Source organism: Polaromonas sp. (genome assembly GCF_010365105.1).
Classification (GTDB): Bacteria; Pseudomonadota; Gammaproteobacteria; order Burkholderiales; family Burkholderiaceae_C; genus Polaromonas.
In genome coordinates this window covers 22,288-39,616 of the sequence record NZ_JAAFGZ010000030.1, presented here as the reverse complement: position 1 = coordinate 39,616, position 17,329 = coordinate 22,288, and the positions used below count along the sequence as shown (strand labels likewise).

Genomic DNA, 17,329 nt, shown 5'->3' with positions numbered 1-17,329 from the left:
ACGTCATCAAGGTGAGTATCAAAGAAGCCGCTCCACGTGGCCGCGTCAAAAAAGGCGAGGTTTACAGTGCTGTGGTCGTTCGCACCGCCAAGGGCATCCGCCGCGGTGACGGCTCGCTCGTCAAATTCGATGGCAATGCAGCAGTGCTGCTCAATGCCAAGCTGGAGCCTATCGGCACCCGTATCTTTGGACCAGTGACGCGCGAGTTGCGCACTGAAAAGTTCATGAAGATCGTGTCCCTGGCTCCTGAAGTTCTGTAAGGACCAAAGGCAATGAACAAAATTCGCAAAGGCGACGAGATCATCGTGATCACCGGTCGCGACAAGGGCAAGCGCGGCACGATCACGCAGCGCGTCGATGACAGCTATGTGCTGGTGGACGGGATCAATCTGGTGAAAAAACACACCAAGCCCAATCCGCTCAAAGGCACTACGGGTGGCATTGTTGAAAAAAGCATGCCGATTCACCAGTCCAATGTCGCTATCTTTAATGCGGCTTCGGGCAAGGCGGATCGTGTTGGTATCAAGTTGTTGGCTGACGGCAAGAAAACGCGCGTCTTCAAGTCCAGCGGCGAAGAAATTAAGGCTGCATAAACATGGCACGCTTGCAAGACCAGTACCGCGAGAAAATCGCGCCCGCCCTGATTGAAAAATTCGGCTACACGACACCCATGCAGGTGCCGCGCATCACCAAGATCACGCTCAACATGGGTGTGAGCGAGGCAGTCGCGGACAAGAAAGTCATGGACAACGCCGTGGCCGACATGGCCAAGATCGCAGGCCAGAAGCCTGTGGTGACCAAGGCCAAGAAGGCTATCGCCGGTTTCAAGATCCGCGAAGACCTGCCAATTGGCTGCATGGTCACGCTGCGCGGCGTGCAGATGTACGAATTCCTTGATCGTTTCGTGACCGTGGCCCTGCCCCGCGTCCGTGACTTTCGTGGTATTTCCGGCCGTGCCTTCGATGGCCGCGGCAACTACAACATCGGCGTGAAAGAGCAGATCATTTTTCCTGAAATCGAGTACGACAAGGTTGATGCCTTGCGCGGTCTCAATATCAGTATCACCACAACGGCCAAGACCGATGAAGAGTGCAAAGCCCTCCTCACCGCCTTCCGTTTTCCGTTCAAGAACTGAAGGCGCAAGATGGCAAAACAAGCCCTGCTGCAACGTGAACTGAAGCGCGACAAGCTCGTCGCCAAGTTTGCCAAGAAACACGCTGAACTCAAGGCAATCGCCAATGATTTCAAGCGTACCGATGACGAGCGCCATCTGGCCCGTCAAGAGCTGCAAAAGTTGCCGCGTAATGCGAACCCGACCCGCCAGCGTAACCGCTGTGCCATCACCGGTCGCCCGCGTGGTACGTTCCGTCAATTCGGCCTGGCTCGCGCCAAGATCCGCGAGTTGGCTTTCGCTGGTGATATCCCTGGTATCACCAAGGCAAGCTGGTAAGCAATAGGAGAACCCCAGATGAGTATGAGTGATCCTATCGCCGACATGTTGACACGCATCCGCAATGCACAAATGGTTGAAAAAGCCGTTGTGCTGGTGCCTTCGTCAAAAGTCAAAGTCGCCATTGCACAGGTTCTGAAGGATGAGGGCTACATTGATGGCTTCTCCGTCAAGGCCAACGATGGCAAGCCCCAGCTGGAAATCGCCCTGAAGTATTACGCAGGCAAGCCCGTGATTGAGCGCATCGAGCGCGTCAGCCGCCCCGGCCTTCGTGTGTACAAAGGCCATGGTGCCATCCCCCAGGTCATGAACGGCCTTGGCGTGGCAATTGTCACGACGCCCCAGGGTGTCATGACTGATCGCAAAGCACGCGCTACCGGTACCGGTGGCGAAGTGCTGTGCTACGTGGCCTAACGGCGGCATTGAGGAGTAACTGAAATGTCTCGTGTAGCAAAAATGCCGGTTTCCATCCCTCAGGGTGTGGACGTCGCAATCAAAGAAGACCAGATCAATGTCAAGGGAGCCCTCGGCACTTTGGCGCTGACACAAAACGCGCATGTCGTCGTCAAGAGTGAAGACGGCAAGTTGACTTTTGCGCCAGCCAATGATTCCCGTGAAGCCAACGCCATGAGCGGCACGATGCGTCAGCTCGTGAACAACATGGTCGTCGGTGTCACGACCGGTTTCCAGAAAAAGCTGAACCTGGTCGGCGTGGGCTTCAAGGCCCAGGCGCAGGGCGACAAGCTGAACCTCACGGTGGGCTATTCCCATCCTGTGGTCATGGCGATGCCTGCGGGCATCACGGTCACCACCCCGACGCCCACCGAAGTGGTCATCAAGGGTTCTGATCGCCAACGTGTAGGCCAGATTGCCGCTGAAGTGCGCGCAGTTCGTCCTCCCGAGCCTTACAAGGGCAAGGGCATCCGTTATTCGGATGAAAAAATCACGATCAAAGAAACCAAGAAGAAATAAGGAGCTGCATTATGTTGACCAAAAAAGCGCAGCGCCTTCGTCGTTCACGCCAGACGCGTATCCGCATTGCCAATCAAGGCGTTGCCCGTCTGTCCGTCAATCGCACCAATCTGCATATTTACGCCAGTGTTATTTCTGGCGACGGCACCAAGGTTCTGGCGTCCGCTTCCACGGCTGAAGTGGAAGTGCGTAATGAAATTGGCGGCTCTGGCAAGGGTGGAAATGTTGCTGCTGCGCAAGCCATTGGCAAGCGTATTGCCGAAAAGGCAAAAGCAGCAGGTGTAGAAAAAGTGGCGTTCGATCGCGCCGGTTTTGCGTACCATGGCCGCGTCAAAGCGCTGGCTGATGCGGCTCGCGAAGCTGGTTTGCAGTTCTAAGCAGACTGGAATCAAGTATGGCTAAGTTTCAAGCTAAATCGCAAAACGACGCTCCAGACGATGGTCTGAAGGAAAAAATGATCGCGATCAACCGCGTGACCAAAGTGGTGAAGGGCGGCCGTATCCTCGGCTTCGCCGCACTCACGGTGGTCGGCGACGGTGATGGTCGCGTCGGCATGGGCAAAGGCAAGTCGAAAGAAGTGCCTGCTGCCGTGCAAAAAGCCATGGAAGAGGCGCGCCGCAACATGACCAAGGTGTCATTGAAAAACGGCACGCTGCACCACAATGTGTTTGGTCACTGGGGTGCAGCCAACGTCATGATGGCGCCGGCTCCCAAGGGTACCGGCATCATTGCTGGCGGCCCGATGCGTGCAGTGTTTGAAGTCATGGGCATCACCGACATCGTGGCCAAGAGCCATGGTTCGAGCAACCCGTACAACATGGTGCGCGCCACCATGGACGCACTGAAAAATTCCACCACGGCCTCCGACATCGCGGCCAAGCGTGGCAAATCAGTCGAAGAAATCTTCGGCTAAGGCGGACAGTGAAATGACCCAAGAAACCAAAGTAAAAGTCAAACTGGTTCGCAGCCCGATTGGCACCCAGGAATCCCATCGTGCCACCGTGCGCGGTCTGGGCCTGCGTGGCGTCAACAGCGTCAGCGAATTGCAGGACACGCCCGCAGTGCGCGGCATGATCAACAAGATCAGCTATCTGGTCAAAATTATTTGAGGCTTTGCGGGAGAGGGCTGGTTGCTTAGCAGCCAGGCTTTTTTCTCAACGGCTTAAGGACTCATCATGGAATTGAACACAATCAAGCCTAGCGAAGGCGCCAAGCATGCCAAGCGGCGTGTCGGTCGCGGCATCGGCTCTGGCTTGGGCAAGACAGCTGGCCGTGGCCACAAGGGACAAAAATCCCGTTCGGGCGGCTACCACAAGGTTGGCTTTGAAGGCGGTCAAATGCCTATGCAGCGTCGCTTGCCAAAGCGCGGCTTCAAATCGCATCTGCTGAAATTCAATGCCGAGGTCACCCTCACGGCACTGGAACAGCTCGGCCTGGCCGAAGTCGATCTGTTGACACTGAAGCAGTCGGGTCTTGTGGGCCAGATCGCCAAGAACGTCAAGGTGATCAATACCGGTTCGTTGTCGCTGGCTGTCAAGCTCACAGGCATTTCTGCATCTGCAAGTGCCAAGACCCTGATTGAAGCCGCTGGCGGCTCCATCGCTTAATACTTGACGGAACCAATCAGTGGCAACCAACTCGGCTCAAATTGCAAAAACCGGCAAGTTCGGCGACTTGCGCAACAGGCTTGTGTTTTTGCTGCTGGCGCTGGTCGTGTACCGTGTCGGCGCGCACATTCCGGTTCCCGGGATTGACCCCGGTCAATTGAAGGAACTGTTCAAGGGCCAGCAAGGCGGCATACTGAACTTGTTCAATATGTTCTCCGGTGGCGCTTTGTCAAGATTCACGGTGTTCGCGCTGGGTATCATGCCCTACATCTCGGCTTCCATCATCATGCAACTGCTCACCTATGTGGTTCCCACATTCGAGCAGATGAAGAAGGAAGGCGAGGCGGGAAGGCGCAAGATCACGCAGTACACGCGCTATGGAACGCTCGGGCTCGCGCTGTTTCAGTCGATGGGTATTGCCGTGGCCCTGGAAAGCTCACCTGGCTTGGTGCTTGATCCGGGATTCGGATTTCGGATGACAGCAGTATTCAGTCTGACGGCTGGAACCATGTTCCTGATGTGGCTGGGTGAGCAGATTACCGAGCGTGGTCTGGGTAATGGCATCTCGATCCTGATCTTTGCAGGCATCGCCGCTGGTTTGCCCAGTGCGCTGGGTGGACTGCTTGAACTGGTTCGTACCGGAGCCATGAGTATCCTGATCGCAATCGTGATCGTGGCGGTTGTGGTGGCAGTCACCTACTTTGTGGTGTTTGTCGAGCGGGGGCAGCGCAAGATTCTTGTGAACTATGCCCGCAGGCAGGTCGGCAACAAGGTGTACGGTGGACAGTCGTCGCATCTTCCGTTAAAGCTGAACATGGCGGGCGTGATCCCTCCGATTTTTGCTTCTTCGATCATCTTGCTGCCGGCAACGGTTGTGGGCTGGTTCAGCACAGGCGAAAGCATGCGCTGGCTGAAAGACATCGCCAGCACGCTGACGCCAGGTCAACCCATCTATGTGTTGCTGTATGCCAGTGCCATCATCTTTTTCTGCTTCTTTTACACGGCCCTGGTGTTCAACAGCCGTGAAACTGCAGACAACCTGAAAAAAAGTGGCGCGTTCATTCCCGGTATTCGTCCTGGCGACCAGACGGCTCGCTACATTGACAAGATTCTGGTCCGGTTAACACTGGCTGGTGCGGTTTACATCACCTTTGTATGCCTGCTGCCCGAGTTTTTGATTTTGAAGTACAACGTGCCGTTTTATTTCGGTGGAACGTCGTTGATGATTATTGTTGTGGTCACCATGGATTTCATGGCCCAGGTTCAGAACTACATGATGTCGCAGCAGTATGAGTCGTTGCTGAAAAAGGCCAACTTCAAGACATGATGTTTTGGACAACCATGACGATTTATCGCGAGCACAGGGTGTGTTCCGTTCCAAGCAAGCACAGAGTAAAAGTTTAGGAGAAAAAAATGAGAGTTTCAGCTTCGGTCAAGAAAATTTGCCGCAACTGCAAGGTCATCCGCCGCAAGGGCGTTGTCCGTGTGATCTGCACAGATCCACGTCACAAGCAGCGCCAAGGCTGATTTTTAAGAGATTTAGAGGACGCACATGGCACGTATCGCTGGTATCAACATTCCGCCGCAGAAGCACGCCGAAATCGGTTTGACTGCAATCTTTGGCATCGGTCGCACGCGCGCTCGCAAAATTTGCGAAGCCTGCGAGATCGACTACGCCAAGAAAATCAAAGACCTGACCGATGGTGACCTGGAAAAGATCCGGGACCACATTGCTCAGTTCACCATCGAAGGTGATTTGCGTCGTGAAACCACGATGAACATCAAACGCCTGATGGACATCGGCTGCTACCGTGGTTTCCGCCATCGTCGTGGCTTGCCCATGCGTGGCCAGCGTACCCGGACGAATGCCCGCACTCGTAAGGGTCCGCGCAAGGCCGCCCAGTCCTTGAAGAAATAATTGAGAGATCGTCATGGCAAAATCACCCAATAACAGCGCCTCACAGCGCGTTCGCAAAAAAGTTCGCAAGAACGTGGCCGATGGCATTGCCCACGTTCACGCTTCTTTCAACAACACCATCATCACGATTACCGACCGCCAGGGTAATGCCTTGTCGTGGGCATCGTCGGGTGGCCAAGGCTTCAAGGGTTCGCGCAAGTCGACACCTTTTGCTGCCCAGGTCGCTTCCGAAGTCGCTGGCCGTGCCGCCATCGAACAAGGCATCAAGAACCTTGATGTCGAAATCAAGGGACCCGGTCCCGGACGCGAATCTTCTGTTCGTGCGCTGGGCGCGTTGGGCATTCGGATCAATTCGATTGCTGACGTGACACCGGTCCCGCACAACGGTTGCCGCCCACAAAAGCGTCGCCGCATTTAATTCGTGCTGTTTCGCCCGGCCGCTTGCTCAGCAAACGGTCGGGCGTCAGCATTTTCACCAAGCCCACCGCCATCAGGTTACGACCTGCGGCTCCTGCAGAAATTGCAGCAGATGACAAAAGGATATTCAAGTGGCACGTTACCTCGGCCCCAAGGCCAAACTTTCCCGCCGTGAAGGCACTGACCTTTTCCTGAAAAGCGCCCGCCGCTCAATCAGCGACAAGGCCAAATTTGACTCCAAGCCAGGTCAGCATGGCCGCACTTCGGGCACCCGCACTTCCGACTACGGTCTGCAATTGCGTGAAAAGCAGAAGGTCAAGCGCATGTACGGCGTCCTGGAAAAACAGTTCCGCCGTTACTTCGAGGAAGCCGATCGCCGCCGTGGCAACACGGGCGCCAACTTGCTGTCGGTGCTGGAATCGCGTCTGGACAATGTGGTTTACCGCATGGGCTTCGGATCGACCCGCGCCGAGGCGCGCCAGCTGGTTTCCCACAAGGCCATGACGGTCAATGGCCAGTCGGTGAACATTCCGTCGTACATGGTCAAGGCTGGCGACGTGATTGCCGTGCGTGACAAGTCCAAGAAGCAGACCCGCATTGCCGAGGCGCTCGAACTTGCCAAGCAGGTCGGCCTGCCAGCCTGGGTGGATGTCAATGCTGACAAGGGTGAAGGCACCTTCAAGAAAGTGCCTGATCGTGATGAATTTGCCGCCGATGTCAACGAATCGTTGATCGTCGAGCTGTATTCACGTTAATTTTCCGTTCCTGGCGACACGCTTGTCGTGCCGCCAGGTGTGCTTCGCCAGCCTTATCGGTGTAACGAGCCGAGGGTATTGAGAGGAAGACTGCATGCAGACAAATTTGTTAAAACCAAAAACTATCAATGTTGAGCAGCTTGGCACCAACCGTGCCAAGGTGACTCTGGAGCCCTTCGAGCGTGGTTACGGCCATACGCTGGGCAACGCGCTGCGTCGTGTGCTGCTGTCATCCATGGTGGGCCACGCTGCAACTGAAGTGACCATCGCAGGTGTCTTGCATGAGTACTCTTCGATTGACGGCGTCCAGGAAGATGTCGTCAATATCTTGTTGAACCTCAAGGGCGTGGTCTTCAAGCTGCACAACCGAGATGAAGTGACCTTGAGCTTGCGCAAGGATGGCGAAGGCCCGATCACGGCTGCCGATATCCAGACGCCGCATGACGTGGAAATTGTCAACCCTGACCATGTGATCATGAATCTGTCGCATGGCGGCAAGATCGACATGCAGATCAAGGTCGAGAATGGCCGCGGCTACGTGCCCGGCAATGTTCGCCGCTACGGTGACGAGTCGCCGAAGTCGATTGGCCGGATTGTGCTTGATGCATCCTTTTCTCCGGTCAAGCGAGTCAGCTATACCGTTGAAAGCGCCCGCGTCGAGCAGCGTACCGACCTGGACAAGCTGGTTCTGGAAATCGAAACCAATGGTGCCGTTTCCGCAGAAGACGCGGTGCGTGCATCGGCCAAGATCCTGGTCGAACAGCTGGCGGTATTTGCGCAGCTCGAAGGCAATGAACTCGGCGCCATCATCAATGATCCTGCACCTCGCAGCTCGCAACAGTTTGACCCGATTCTGCTGCGTCCTGTGGATGAGCTGGAACTCACGGTGCGTTCGGCCAACTGCCTGAAGGCCGAAAATATCTACTATATTGGCGATCTGATCCAGCGCACCGAAAATGAGCTGTTGAAGACACCCAATCTGGGCCGGAAATCTCTCAACGAGATCAAGGAAGTGCTGGCTTCCCGCGGTCTGACACTGGGAATGCGCCTTGAAAGCTGGCCGCCGGCCGGCCTCGACAAGCGTTAATTTTGATTAAAACTCTTGTCTTCGGATGAGAAAGTGCACGGGCAGTACCTGATACGGCTGCTTCGATATTACACAAAGGAAGCACTATGCGACACGGACACGGACTACGTAAATTAAACCGCACCAGCGAGCACCGCCTCGCCATGTTGCGCAACATGATGAACTCGCTGCTCCAGCACGAAGCCATCAAGACTACATTGCCAAAAGCCAAAGAGCTGCGCCGCGTGGTCGAGCCCATGATCACTCTGGCCAAAACACCAACTCTGGCTAACAAGCGCCTGGCATTTGACCGTCTTCGCGATCGCGACATGGTCGTCAAGCTGTTTGCTGAACTGGGCCCGCGCTACCAGACCCGTCCAGGTGGCTACACCCGCATTTTGAAGATGGGTTTCCGCGTGGGTGACAATGCGCCCATGGCTTTGGTTGAACTGGTTGACCGTCCTGATGTTTCGGAAGAAATAAAAGACGAAGCAGCTGCAAAGTAAGCTACAATAACTACATACCGCGCGGTGGAGCAGCCTGGTAGCTCGTTGGGCTCATAACCCAAAGGTCGTAAGTTCAAATCTTGCCCGCGCAACCAACATCTGGTTGAAAAAATCAGTACAAAAAGCCTACTCAAAGTAGGCTTTTTGCTGTCCTGTTTTTATTTCATTGATGCTTTCCGTTGTTTCTTTTTCACGGCCTTGCGCACTTCGTAGTGCTGCATCAGGGGTGTCACTGAAATGCCGTGCACGATGATGGACGCGACGATCACTGCCAATGTGATCGACAGCAGGCGTTCGGCCAGTGCCGACTGAATGTCGTGGTTGATGGCGTAGAGCAGGTAATACAGCGAGCCAATGCCGCGTATGCCAAACCAGCTCATCAAATTTCGTTGTGACCCACTGACCTGCGTGCCAATCAATCCGGCGTAAACAGCCAGTGGCCGCACCAGCAGGAAAAGCACCGGCACAAACCACAGCACATCGCGTTCAAATTCAACAGTCGCCAGCAACACGCCAACGGCCAGCACCATCCCGACTTCAACAAAACTTTCCAGTTGGCTGTTAAATCGTTGCACGGCATTCATCATGTTGGCAGGCGCTTCGGCCCCTGCAGCGGCCTGCTCGTCAAGGCTCAAACCGGAGTTGGCGTCCTGCGTTTCGGTTTGCGCGGCCTGTGCCGGCGAGGAGACTTCGTCGATGCGACGCAATGCCAGTCCGGCGGCAAACACCGCCAGAAAACCGTACGTGTGGCACAGCAATGCGGCGCCATACGTCAGTGCAATCAGGCCGAGCGCAATGAATTCGTCAGACCGCAACGCTTCCCGGTGGCGCATGCGCAAGTAGATGATGGCGCGGCCCACCAGTGTTCCCAGCAGGTAGCCCAGTCCCAGGCCGCCCGCTATTGCCCAAAGCACGTCCACCGTCCACCAGCGCCAGCCAGCTTCGCCCAGTTCATGCACGCCCAGCAATCCCAGGCCCAGCATGACAAAGGGAAACGCCGTGCCGTCGTTCAGTCCGCCTTCTCCGGTCAGGCCGAAGCGCAGACGGTCGCGGTCTCCGGGATTGGAAACCTGGACATCCGAAGCCAGCACCGGATCGGTTGGTGCCAGGATGCCTCCCAGCAGCACTGCAGCGCCCAGCGACAGGCCGAGTGCGTACACGCCCAGTGCCGTCACGATCACCACGGTCACGATCATGGAAACCGTGGCGAGTTGCACCGGAATTCGCCAGCGCCGGTCGTGCAGTGGCAGTTCGAGCTTCATGCCTGCGGTGAACAACGAGATGAGTACGGCGATTTCGGTCAAGCGCTCCAGCAGCACCTTGTTTTCCAGTGCATCGAGTCGGAGCAATCCCAGCCCCATCGGACCGACCGCCACACCGACGCCCAGGTAGAGCATGGCCGCGTTCAACGGTAAGCGGGAGAGATAGGAACTGCCCATGGTCATGGCAATCAGCAGCAGGCCGATGAGGAGTGCGCCCAGCGCAAAGGCGTTGGCTTCAACCATGAACGGACCACGGGAAACCGGCTGGCCGCCCTGAAGAGAGTGAAATCATATTCCGAGCTTAAAGCACGCAGCCTTTTGCCCGCCAGTGCGGTCCGGGCCGCCGCCGGGCAAACCGGTTCAGCTGAGCAAGGAATTTGCTACAAAAAAAAGGCGTTAGCGCAAGCTGGTATTGAGTGTGTAGCTATACAAAAAGTAGCGACCATGAAATCATCAGTCGCTGTTTTACCAGTCCACCAGGCTCAGGCCCACGCTCAGGACATTGCGCCGTTTGTTGTAGTCCAGCAGGCTGTCTCCGTAACCGGTGAACAGCTGCACGTGGTAGCGCAGGCCTGTGTAGTTCGGCGATGCCGCGGGGGCCATCAACCAGTCCACACGCGTTGATCCGCGGGCTTCGCTGCGCAGCGAATGGCGCAGTGTGACGCCAACGGTGTTCGCCTTGTTGATCTGCCAGTTGGCGGTGAGTTCAGCCCGGCCGACGTAGTTTTCAATGCCCGGGTTGTTGTCATCGCCCGACGATTCGCGCATCCGGTCCCAGATGCGGCCCTGCAGACGCAGACTGGAATCGGGACCCAGTTCCTTTTCCGCCGCACCCATCAGGTAGGTACGGTTCCAGCTGCGTGACAGCGGATCGGACTGGCCGTTGGACTGGTGCACCAGCCCCAGGCCCGAGAGCCGGTAATTCCAGCCGCCGGGCAGCGCGATCTGGTGCGGGTAAATATAGACCAGTTCGGGCTCATGGTCGGTCGTGCGGAACGGCCGCGAGATGTTGCCGCTGAACAGTTGCCAGTAGCTTTGCTGTGTATAGCCAAACCAGAGCGAATCCTGGTCATCCCCGTCGGCTTCTCCACTCTTGAGCAGTCCCTTGGCCACCTTGGTGCGCACCGACAGCTGGATCTTGGTTTCGGCGTGGCGGTAAGCCGGCGGCGCGGAAAAGCCGGTCTGCGGGGGCGAGACGCCGCCGGACATGACAAACGCCACCGACATCGGCCGGTAGCCGCGAATCGCAAAGGTGTCGCAATCGGTGCCGCGCTGGAGTTCCCAGAACCTTGACAGCTCGGAATACTGGATGTTGCGGCAGCCAATGGGCTTGCCGTCAGGCGCTTCGGTATTGAGCGATGGCAGCAGCAGGATTTCGGTTTCCGGCTTGCCGGTGGCCAGGTTGGCCGGTGCGGTGGTCAGGGCCGCAGGCGGCGTATTCGGCGGCAACTGCGAATCGGCCCATTGCTGGTAACAGGCCAACTGGGCGCCGGTGTCGTTCTTGATGGCCTGGCAAACCTGCCAGCCCAGGCTGGACGGTCGGTTGGCCGGCATGTTGACGGCCGGCACAGCGGTCTGCGCTTGCGCCAGGCTGCCTGCAAGCAGGCCGGAGGCGAGCAGAAGTTTGCTCAGGGGGGAAAGTTGGAGGGTCATGGGAGTTCAGTGCGCAGGCTTTGAATCAAAACCTGGGGTCAGGGGCAAGTTCAGGGTGAGGGAAGTCGGGTCAGTGTGAAGGGAACGTCGGCGGCATCGGGTGCGGCGCTTGCGCTGGTGTCTTTCCAGCGGCCTTGGTAGACGCGGCCACATGAGCCGGGCTGCATTTCACCGTTCCAGGTGCCGGTGATGCTGATCCTGTCGGACGACTCATCGAGCAGCAGCATGCCTTCGTCAAGGTCGCCGGCCAGCGCGGCTTCGGCTGAATGCCCGGCAATGGCCGGTGTGCCGGCAGCCTGCCCTAGGTCGCGGGTGACCGTGCCGGCCAGGCTTTCCGAAAATTCGGCATGGCGCTGAAGCAGCATCGTGGCCCGCTCGGGCAGTCCGGCCGGCGGATGGGTGAATCGGACGGCCCACCGGCCATACAACTGCTCGGCTTTCATAATGAGCGCCGGCGGGCATGCAGTTTCGGCCTTGTTTTGGGCATTGGCGCATGCTGCGAGGGTGCTGGTTGCTATAAAAAAAATAGCAAGTAGGGAAATTCTGGATGGCATGGATCGATGGATGCCTCAAGCGGTTGCGCAAGGCAGGGCGGTCTGAAAGGACGCCATGTGGCGGCGGATGCCGTAAATCACGGGCGGACCATGTTAGCTGAAACCGTATTCCCGGGTTTCTGCCACGGCTGAATGCGCGCGGCCGCGGTAGCCGCAAACCCGCCGGTGTCTGACTGCCGGGAGTTGTCAAAAATCGCATGCATGCCGGTGCTGCAGCCTTGTATTTCCGCTTACCGGCCGTCGTAAGCCGCCTTGGCGGCCGCCGCTGCCGCCACACCGTCGGCAGCCTTTTTGGCAAATTCGGCGCGCAGGGCCTTGAGCTTTTCGCGAGGGTCTTCCTTGATGGTCGCCTTGTCCAGCGCCATTTCGGCAATGAAACGGCTGGGCACGCCGGCAATCATCTCGCGGCCTTTCTTGCGCTTGCGCAGCCAGTTCACCGCCAGCGTGCGCTGGGCACGTGTGATGCCCACGTACATCAGCCGGCGCTCTTCCTGCAGCCGCAGGGCGATGCTGTCGGTGTTGCTGCCGTCGTCGTCATCGAGTTTGAAGGGCAGCAGGCCTTCGTTGACGCCGGCCAGCACCACATGCGGCCATTCCAGCCCCTTGGATGCATGCAGCGTCGAGAGGGTGACGACGTTCTGGTCGCCCTCGCGCTCGCTGATGGTCGACAGCAGCGCAATCGTCTGCACCACCTCCAGCATGGTCTTGGTGGGTTTTTCGACCGTGGCGCCCGAGGCGTCGTCAATCTGCCCGCCGCAGCGCTGCGACATCCAGTCGCAAAAATCCATCACGTTGCTCCAGCGCGCAGCTGCCACCTTTTCACTGTCCTCGCCGTCGTAGAGATGCTTTTCGTAGTCGATTTCTTTCAGCCAGTCGGTCAGGAAAACCCGTGCATCCTCGGCGCCGACGGTGCGCTTGGCGCGGTATTCGAGGTCGTTCAGGTAGCGGCCGAACTCCTGCAGCGAGCCGACCGCCTTCGTTGGCAGCACCGAGTCGAGTGAATGGCTGAACAGCGACTCGAACAGGCTGAGCTTGTAGGTGTCGCCAAAGGTGGCCAGCGCGCCCAGCGTGGTGTGGCCGATGCCGCGCTTGGGCGTCTTGATGGCGCGGATGAAGGCCGCGTTGTTGTCGTTGTTGACCATCAAGACCATCCAGCTGCACAAATCCTTGATTTCGGCGCGGTCGAAAAAGCTCTGCCCGCCCGACACCTTGTACGGGATATTGGCCTTGCGAAAGGCTTTTTCAAACGGCTTGGCCATGTGGTTGGCCCGGTACAGCACGCAAAAGTCTTTCCATTCGCGGTACTGCTGGCCTTCGGTCTGCAGGCTGCCTTCGGCGCGCAGGCTCTGGATGCGCGCCACCACGCGTTCGGCCTCGTGCTCTTCGCTGTCGCAATCGACGACCCGCACCGGCTCGCCTTCGCCCAGTTCGCTGAACAGCGTCTTGGGGAACAGCTTGGGATTCGGGCCGATGACGTTGTTGGCGGCGCGCAAAATCGCGCTGGTCGAGCGGTAGTTCTGCTCCAGCTTGACGACTTTCAGCGTCGGAAAGTCCTGCGGCAGTTTTTTCAGGTTGTCCAGCGTCGCGCCGCGCCAGCCGTAGATCGACTGGTCGTCGTCGCCCACCGCCGTGAAGCGGCCGCGCGCGCCGACCAGCAGTTTCAGCACCTCGTACTGCGTGGCGTTGGTGTCCTGGTATTCATCGACCAGCACATGGCCGAGCGCCGCCTGCCAATTGTTGCGCACCGCTTCATGCTCTTGCAGCAGTTTCAGCGGCAGGCCAATCAGGTCGTCAAAATCGACACTCTGGTAGGCGGCCAGCCGCTCTTCGTAGTTGGCCATGACCCGCGCCACCAGCCGTTCTTCGTCGCCGCTGGCCTGCGCTTCGGCCTGCGCGGCGTTGAGCCCCTGGCTTTTCCAGGCGCTGATGGTCCACTGCCACTGGCGCGCCGTGGCCACGTCGGTGCTGCCGCCCGCGTCCTTCAGGATGCTGGTCACGTCGTCACTGTCGAGGATGGAGAACTGCGGCTTCAGGCCCAGCGCCGCGCCGTCTTGCCGCAGCATGCGCACGCCCAGCGCGTGAAAGGTGCAGATCAGCACGCCCTTGGCCTGCTTGCCGATCAGGCTCTTGGCACGCTCGCGCATTTCAGCGGCGGCCTTGTTGGTGAAGGTGATGGCGGCAATCTGCTCGGGCCGCATGCCGGTCTGGATCAGCCGGCCGATCTTGTGCGTGATCACCCGCGTTTTGCCCGAGCCGGCGCCGGCCAGCACCAGGCAAGGGCCGTGCAGGTAGTTGACGGCTTCCTGCTGAGCCAGGTTCAGGCCGTGGGCGATGGGCGCAGTTGAAGAAACGGGAGGAGGTGAAGACATGCGGGCAAGGAATTTGAAAGGGTGCAAGCCGGCGCACCGGAATAAAGACCACGACAGAAGGCCGTGGCGGCAGGCAAGCCTGAAAAAGCTGTCGGGGCAGGGCGGGCCAATGCAGCGGTCATCATAGCCAGTCGCTGCCAGTCGCTGCCAGTCGCTTGCAGACCCGACCCGCCTGTAACAATACGCCCCGTGCTCAACATCCTTGCCGTCACCTTTCCCTTCTTCGCGCTGGTACTGTGCGGTTACGTCGCTGCCCGGCGGGCGCTGCTGCCGCAAGCCGCCATTCCGGGGCTCAACACCTTCGTGCTGTATTTCGCACTGCCCTGCATGCTGTACCGCTTTGGCGCCGGCACGCCGATTGCGCAACTGCTCGATTTCAGCCTGGGCGCGGTTTATTTGCTGTGCGCGCTGCTGATGGTGGGGCTGACGATCGCCCTGACGCGCAAAGGGCCGATTGGCTGGAACGATGCTGCGTTCGGCGCATTGGTCGCCGCTTTTCCCAATACCGGCTTCATGGGCGTGCCGCTGCTGGTGGCGCTGCTGGGCGCGCAGGCGGCCGGACCGACCATTTTGACCATCGTCATCGACATGCTGGTCACGTCGTCGCTGTGCATTGCACTGTCGCGGCTGGACGGCGCTGATGAACACGGCGCGGCACGGGCCGCCAGGCTGGCGCTCAGGGGCGTGGTGGTCAACCCCTTGCCATGGGCGATTGCCTTGGGTGCCCTGGCTTCCGCCGTCGATTTTGCGCTGCCAAAACCCATCATGACAACCGTCGGCCTGCTCGCCGATGCGGCCTCGCCAGTGGCGCTGTTCACTATTGGCGCAGTCCTGGCGCGCTCCCAAATGAATAGCGGTATGCGCACGCCTGCCGTGCGCTATGTGCCTGTAGCGCTTATAAAGCTGGTGGTTCACCCCTTGCTGGTTGGCAGCGTGGGCTTGGGCGCCATCGCACTGGGCTTGCCGCTGGAGCGCTCTAGCCTGACCGTGGTGGTGCTGGTAGCGGCCCTGCCCAGTGCCAGCAACGTGGCCATGCTGGCCGAACGCTTTGGCGCTGACAACGGGCGCATTGCACGCATCATTTTGCTGTCAACGGTACTGGCATTTTTTACCTTTTCAGCGGCGGTGGCCCTGCTGGTGTGAGCGGGCTGACGGCAGCGGTTTGCGCAGCGTGCGCATGACCGTCGTGGTGCTGTGCGTTGCGCACCGTGTCATAGTGCGATTTGTCCAACACGTCGCGCGCCTCCCGTACAAACGCGGCTTTTTAATGGAAAGAGATCTCATGCCAAACACTTATGCCATCCAGGACAACACCCCTGATCTTGGCCCTGATGAACTGGCCGCCATGCGGTTGGCCATTGCCGCCTCCCGCGAGGCGCTGGACGCGGGTGACGGGCCTTATGGTGCGACGCTTGTGTCGGCCGCTGGCGAAATTTTGCAGGTGGCGCGCAATACAAAAGTCACCAGCGGCGACAGTTCGGCGCATGCCGAAATGGTCGCCGTGCGCGAGGTTGCCGCCCGTCTGGGCGCCGATGCCGTCAAAGGCAGCACTGTCTTCGCCAGCGGCGAGCCTTGCGCCATGTGTGCGGGCGCAATGTTCTGGGCCGGCGTGAAGCGCGTGGTGTATGGCGCCACCAATCCGCAAATAGCCGCGCTGTTAGGCGGTCAGTCGTTGCCAATACGCTGTGCCGAGGTGGTGGCAGGCGCATCTCCCGCCATGCAGGTGGACGGTCCGGTGCTGGGTGACGAGGCGATGGCCGTGTTTCAGGATGCCGTAGCACGTCGCACCCGCTGAGCGTCGGCAACCATTGGCGGTTTCAGTCGCGCGCAGGGATGTGTTTGACGGGCGGTGCGCTGTCTTGCGCGGCTTGGGCCAGTGCCACGCAACTGGCTGCATCCGACAGCAGCTTGCGGAACCAGCGGTGCGCCGGCGCGTGGTGCGAACGCTCGTGCCACAACTGGTAAAAGCGCATGCGGGGAAAGTCAAACGGCGCGGTTGAAATGGCCAGTGGCATGGTGCGTGCAAAATGCGCCGCAAAATGCCGGCCGGTGGTGAACACCAGGTCGGTGTTCACCAGCAGGTGCGGCGCCAGTTCGAAATACGGCACCACCACGCGGGCATCGCGCGCCACGCGCTGGCTGGCCAGATAGGTGTCGACCACGCCGCGCTGCGATTGCGAATAAGGCAGCGGCACCAGGTGGCGCGCTGCCAGGTATTGCTCGCGCGTCAGCCCACCCGCGCGCGAATCGTTGCGGTTCATCAGGCAGACCACCTCGTCTTCCAGCAGCACCGATAGGTGCAGTTGCTGCGGCGGCTGCGGCCAGTTACCAATCACCACGTCCAGCTCGCCCGTGGCCAGCGCACTTTCATAGTCAAACACTGCGCCCAACGGCTGCACCACCAGCCGGGCTCGGGGGGCGGCACGGCAAAAGCGCTCGACCGCCCCGGCCAGGAAGGAGGCCACGATGAAATCGGGCGAGCCCAGACGAAAGGTTTGCTGGCTGGAGGCTGGCTCGAACGCTTCAGCGCCGGTCAGCATCGCGTCAATCTCGATCAGCGCGCGTCGCGCCTGTTCGCGCAACACCAGTGCACGGTCGGTTGGCGCCATGCCGCCTTTTTCGCGCACCAGCAGCGGGTCGTCAAAGACCTCGCGCAAGCGCTTCAGTGCGGTGCTGATGGCCGGTTGGGACTGGTTCAGGCGAATGGCGGTACGCGAGACATTGCGCTCGGTCACCAGCGTGACCAGCACGCGCAACAAGTAACTGTCCACCGGATCGGCGAGGCGACTCATGGGGTGAT

At 59.0% G+C, this 17,329-nt stretch carries 24 protein-coding genes and 1 tRNA gene; 20 read left to right on the top strand and 5 right to left on the bottom strand.

The genetic code is table 11. The features are described 5' to 3' along the window. From rplN to GZ092_RS16765, 18 genes are all read left to right on the top strand, one after another. Window positions 1-260, top strand: a 260-nt coding sequence (gene rplN / locus GZ092_RS16850; RefSeq protein WP_293638087.1) for a 50S ribosomal protein L14, incomplete at its 5' end; no start/stop codon positions are given. 12 nt (window positions 261-272) lie between these two features. Continuing rightward, complete coding sequence (gene rplX / locus GZ092_RS16845) at window positions 273-593, top strand: 50S ribosomal protein L24 (RefSeq protein ID WP_029526398.1); 321 nt, start codon at window positions 273-275, stop codon at window positions 591-593. A gap of 2 nt (window positions 594-595) precedes the next feature. Next, entirely contained in the window at window positions 596-1,135 is a 540-nt protein-coding gene (gene rplE / locus GZ092_RS16840) for a 50S ribosomal protein L5 (RefSeq protein WP_011799761.1), read from the top strand. A 9-nt stretch (window positions 1,136-1,144) separates the two neighbouring features. Then, a complete protein-coding gene (gene rpsN, locus GZ092_RS16835; RefSeq protein ID WP_036806703.1) occupies window positions 1,145-1,450 on the top strand; it encodes a 30S ribosomal protein S14 in 306 nt (101 codons plus the stop codon). 18 nt (window positions 1,451-1,468) lie between these two features. Beyond that, complete coding sequence (gene rpsH, locus GZ092_RS16830; RefSeq protein ID WP_293638085.1) at window positions 1,469-1,864, top strand: 30S ribosomal protein S8; 396 nt, start codon at window positions 1,469-1,471, stop codon at window positions 1,862-1,864. 24 nt (window positions 1,865-1,888) lie between these two features. Further along, window positions 1,889-2,422: a 50S ribosomal protein L6 gene (rplF, locus tag GZ092_RS16825; RefSeq protein WP_293638084.1), complete on the top strand. Its 534-nt coding sequence runs from the start codon at window positions 1,889-1,891 to the stop codon at window positions 2,420-2,422. Window positions 2,423-2,433: 11 nt separating this feature from the next. Then, window positions 2,434-2,799 (top strand): 50S ribosomal protein L18, encoded by a 366-nt coding sequence (gene rplR / locus GZ092_RS16820; protein WP_196863356.1) that lies wholly within the window; start codon window positions 2,434-2,436, stop codon window positions 2,797-2,799. Between the two features lie 17 nt (window positions 2,800-2,816). Beyond that, window positions 2,817-3,335, top strand: a complete 519-nt coding sequence (gene rpsE, locus GZ092_RS16815; protein ID WP_293638081.1) for a 30S ribosomal protein S5 — start codon at window positions 2,817-2,819, stop codon at window positions 3,333-3,335. Window positions 3,336-3,348: 13 nt separating this feature from the next. Beyond that, window positions 3,349-3,531, top strand: a complete 183-nt coding sequence (gene rpmD / locus GZ092_RS16810) for a 50S ribosomal protein L30 (RefSeq protein ID WP_029526393.1) — start codon at window positions 3,349-3,351, stop codon at window positions 3,529-3,531. Window positions 3,532-3,597: 66 nt separating this feature from the next. Next, on the top strand, window positions 3,598-4,029 hold the full coding sequence (gene rplO / locus GZ092_RS16805; protein WP_029526392.1) for a 50S ribosomal protein L15: 432 nt from the start codon (window positions 3,598-3,600) through the stop codon (window positions 4,027-4,029). A gap of 19 nt (window positions 4,030-4,048) precedes the next feature. Then, window positions 4,049-5,356, top strand: coding sequence for a preprotein translocase subunit SecY (gene secY / locus GZ092_RS16800; RefSeq protein ID WP_036806695.1), 1,308 nt, complete (start codon window positions 4,049-4,051; stop codon window positions 5,354-5,356). A gap of 86 nt (window positions 5,357-5,442) precedes the next feature. Next, window positions 5,443-5,556, top strand: a complete 114-nt coding sequence (gene rpmJ, locus GZ092_RS16795) for a 50S ribosomal protein L36 (RefSeq protein WP_028820150.1) — start codon at window positions 5,443-5,445, stop codon at window positions 5,554-5,556. Between the two features lie 25 nt (window positions 5,557-5,581). Further along, window positions 5,582-5,947, top strand: coding sequence for a 30S ribosomal protein S13 (rpsM, locus tag GZ092_RS16790; RefSeq protein WP_029526390.1), 366 nt, complete (start codon window positions 5,582-5,584; stop codon window positions 5,945-5,947). A gap of 13 nt (window positions 5,948-5,960) precedes the next feature. Then, window positions 5,961-6,365, top strand: coding sequence for a 30S ribosomal protein S11 (gene rpsK / locus GZ092_RS16785; RefSeq protein WP_036806693.1), 405 nt, complete (start codon window positions 5,961-5,963; stop codon window positions 6,363-6,365). A gap of 130 nt (window positions 6,366-6,495) precedes the next feature. Beyond that, the gene (gene rpsD / locus GZ092_RS16780; RefSeq protein ID WP_036806691.1) at window positions 6,496-7,119 is read left to right on the top strand and encodes a 30S ribosomal protein S4; all 624 of its coding nucleotides are present in this window, start codon (window positions 6,496-6,498) and stop codon (window positions 7,117-7,119) included. A gap of 94 nt (window positions 7,120-7,213) precedes the next feature. Next, a complete protein-coding gene (rpoA, locus tag GZ092_RS16775; protein ID WP_029526387.1) occupies window positions 7,214-8,206 on the top strand; it encodes a DNA-directed RNA polymerase subunit alpha in 993 nt (330 codons plus the stop codon). Between the two features lie 86 nt (window positions 8,207-8,292). Beyond that, window positions 8,293-8,691, top strand: coding sequence for a 50S ribosomal protein L17 (gene rplQ, locus GZ092_RS16770; protein ID WP_029526385.1), 399 nt, complete (start codon window positions 8,293-8,295; stop codon window positions 8,689-8,691). A gap of 18 nt (window positions 8,692-8,709) precedes the next feature. After that, window positions 8,710-8,786: transfer RNA gene (locus GZ092_RS16765), tRNA-Met, on the top strand. 63 nt (window positions 8,787-8,849) lie between these two features. On the opposite strand, the gene GZ092_RS16760 is transcribed toward GZ092_RS16765, so the two are convergent. The 4 genes from GZ092_RS16760 to GZ092_RS16745 form a co-directional block, all read right to left on the bottom strand. After that, window positions 8,850-10,196 (bottom strand): cation:proton antiporter, encoded by a 1,347-nt coding sequence (locus GZ092_RS16760; RefSeq protein ID WP_293638072.1) that lies wholly within the window; start codon window positions 10,194-10,196, stop codon window positions 8,850-8,852. Window positions 10,197-10,418: 222 nt separating this feature from the next. Further along, complete coding sequence (locus tag GZ092_RS16755) at window positions 10,419-11,606, bottom strand: phospholipase A (protein ID WP_293638071.1); 1,188 nt, start codon at window positions 11,604-11,606, stop codon at window positions 10,419-10,421. Window positions 11,607-11,656: 50 nt separating this feature from the next. Continuing rightward, complete coding sequence (locus GZ092_RS16750; RefSeq protein WP_293638069.1) at window positions 11,657-12,049, bottom strand: hypothetical protein; 393 nt, start codon at window positions 12,047-12,049, stop codon at window positions 11,657-11,659. A 341-nt stretch (window positions 12,050-12,390) separates the two neighbouring features. Then, entirely contained in the window at window positions 12,391-14,529 is a 2,139-nt protein-coding gene (locus GZ092_RS16745) for a UvrD-helicase domain-containing protein (RefSeq protein WP_293638068.1), read from the bottom strand. 189 nt (window positions 14,530-14,718) lie between these two features. Between GZ092_RS16745 and GZ092_RS16740 the strand changes: the two genes are divergently transcribed. Together GZ092_RS16740 and GZ092_RS16735 are read left to right on the top strand one after the other, a co-directional pair. Beyond that, window positions 14,719-15,672: an AEC family transporter gene (locus tag GZ092_RS16740; RefSeq protein ID WP_293638067.1), complete on the top strand. Its 954-nt coding sequence runs from the start codon at window positions 14,719-14,721 to the stop codon at window positions 15,670-15,672. A 139-nt stretch (window positions 15,673-15,811) separates the two neighbouring features. Next, window positions 15,812-16,324 carry a nucleoside deaminase gene (locus GZ092_RS16735; protein ID WP_293638065.1) on the top strand — a complete coding sequence of 171 codons (513 nt, stop codon included), beginning with the start codon at window positions 15,812-15,814 and terminating at the stop codon, window positions 16,322-16,324. A 22-nt stretch (window positions 16,325-16,346) separates the two neighbouring features. On the opposite strand, the gene GZ092_RS16730 is transcribed toward GZ092_RS16735, so the two are convergent. Further along, window positions 16,347-17,321, bottom strand: a complete 975-nt coding sequence (locus tag GZ092_RS16730) for a LysR family transcriptional regulator (protein WP_293638063.1) — start codon at window positions 17,319-17,321, stop codon at window positions 16,347-16,349. Window positions 17,322-17,329 lie beyond the last annotated feature (8 nt).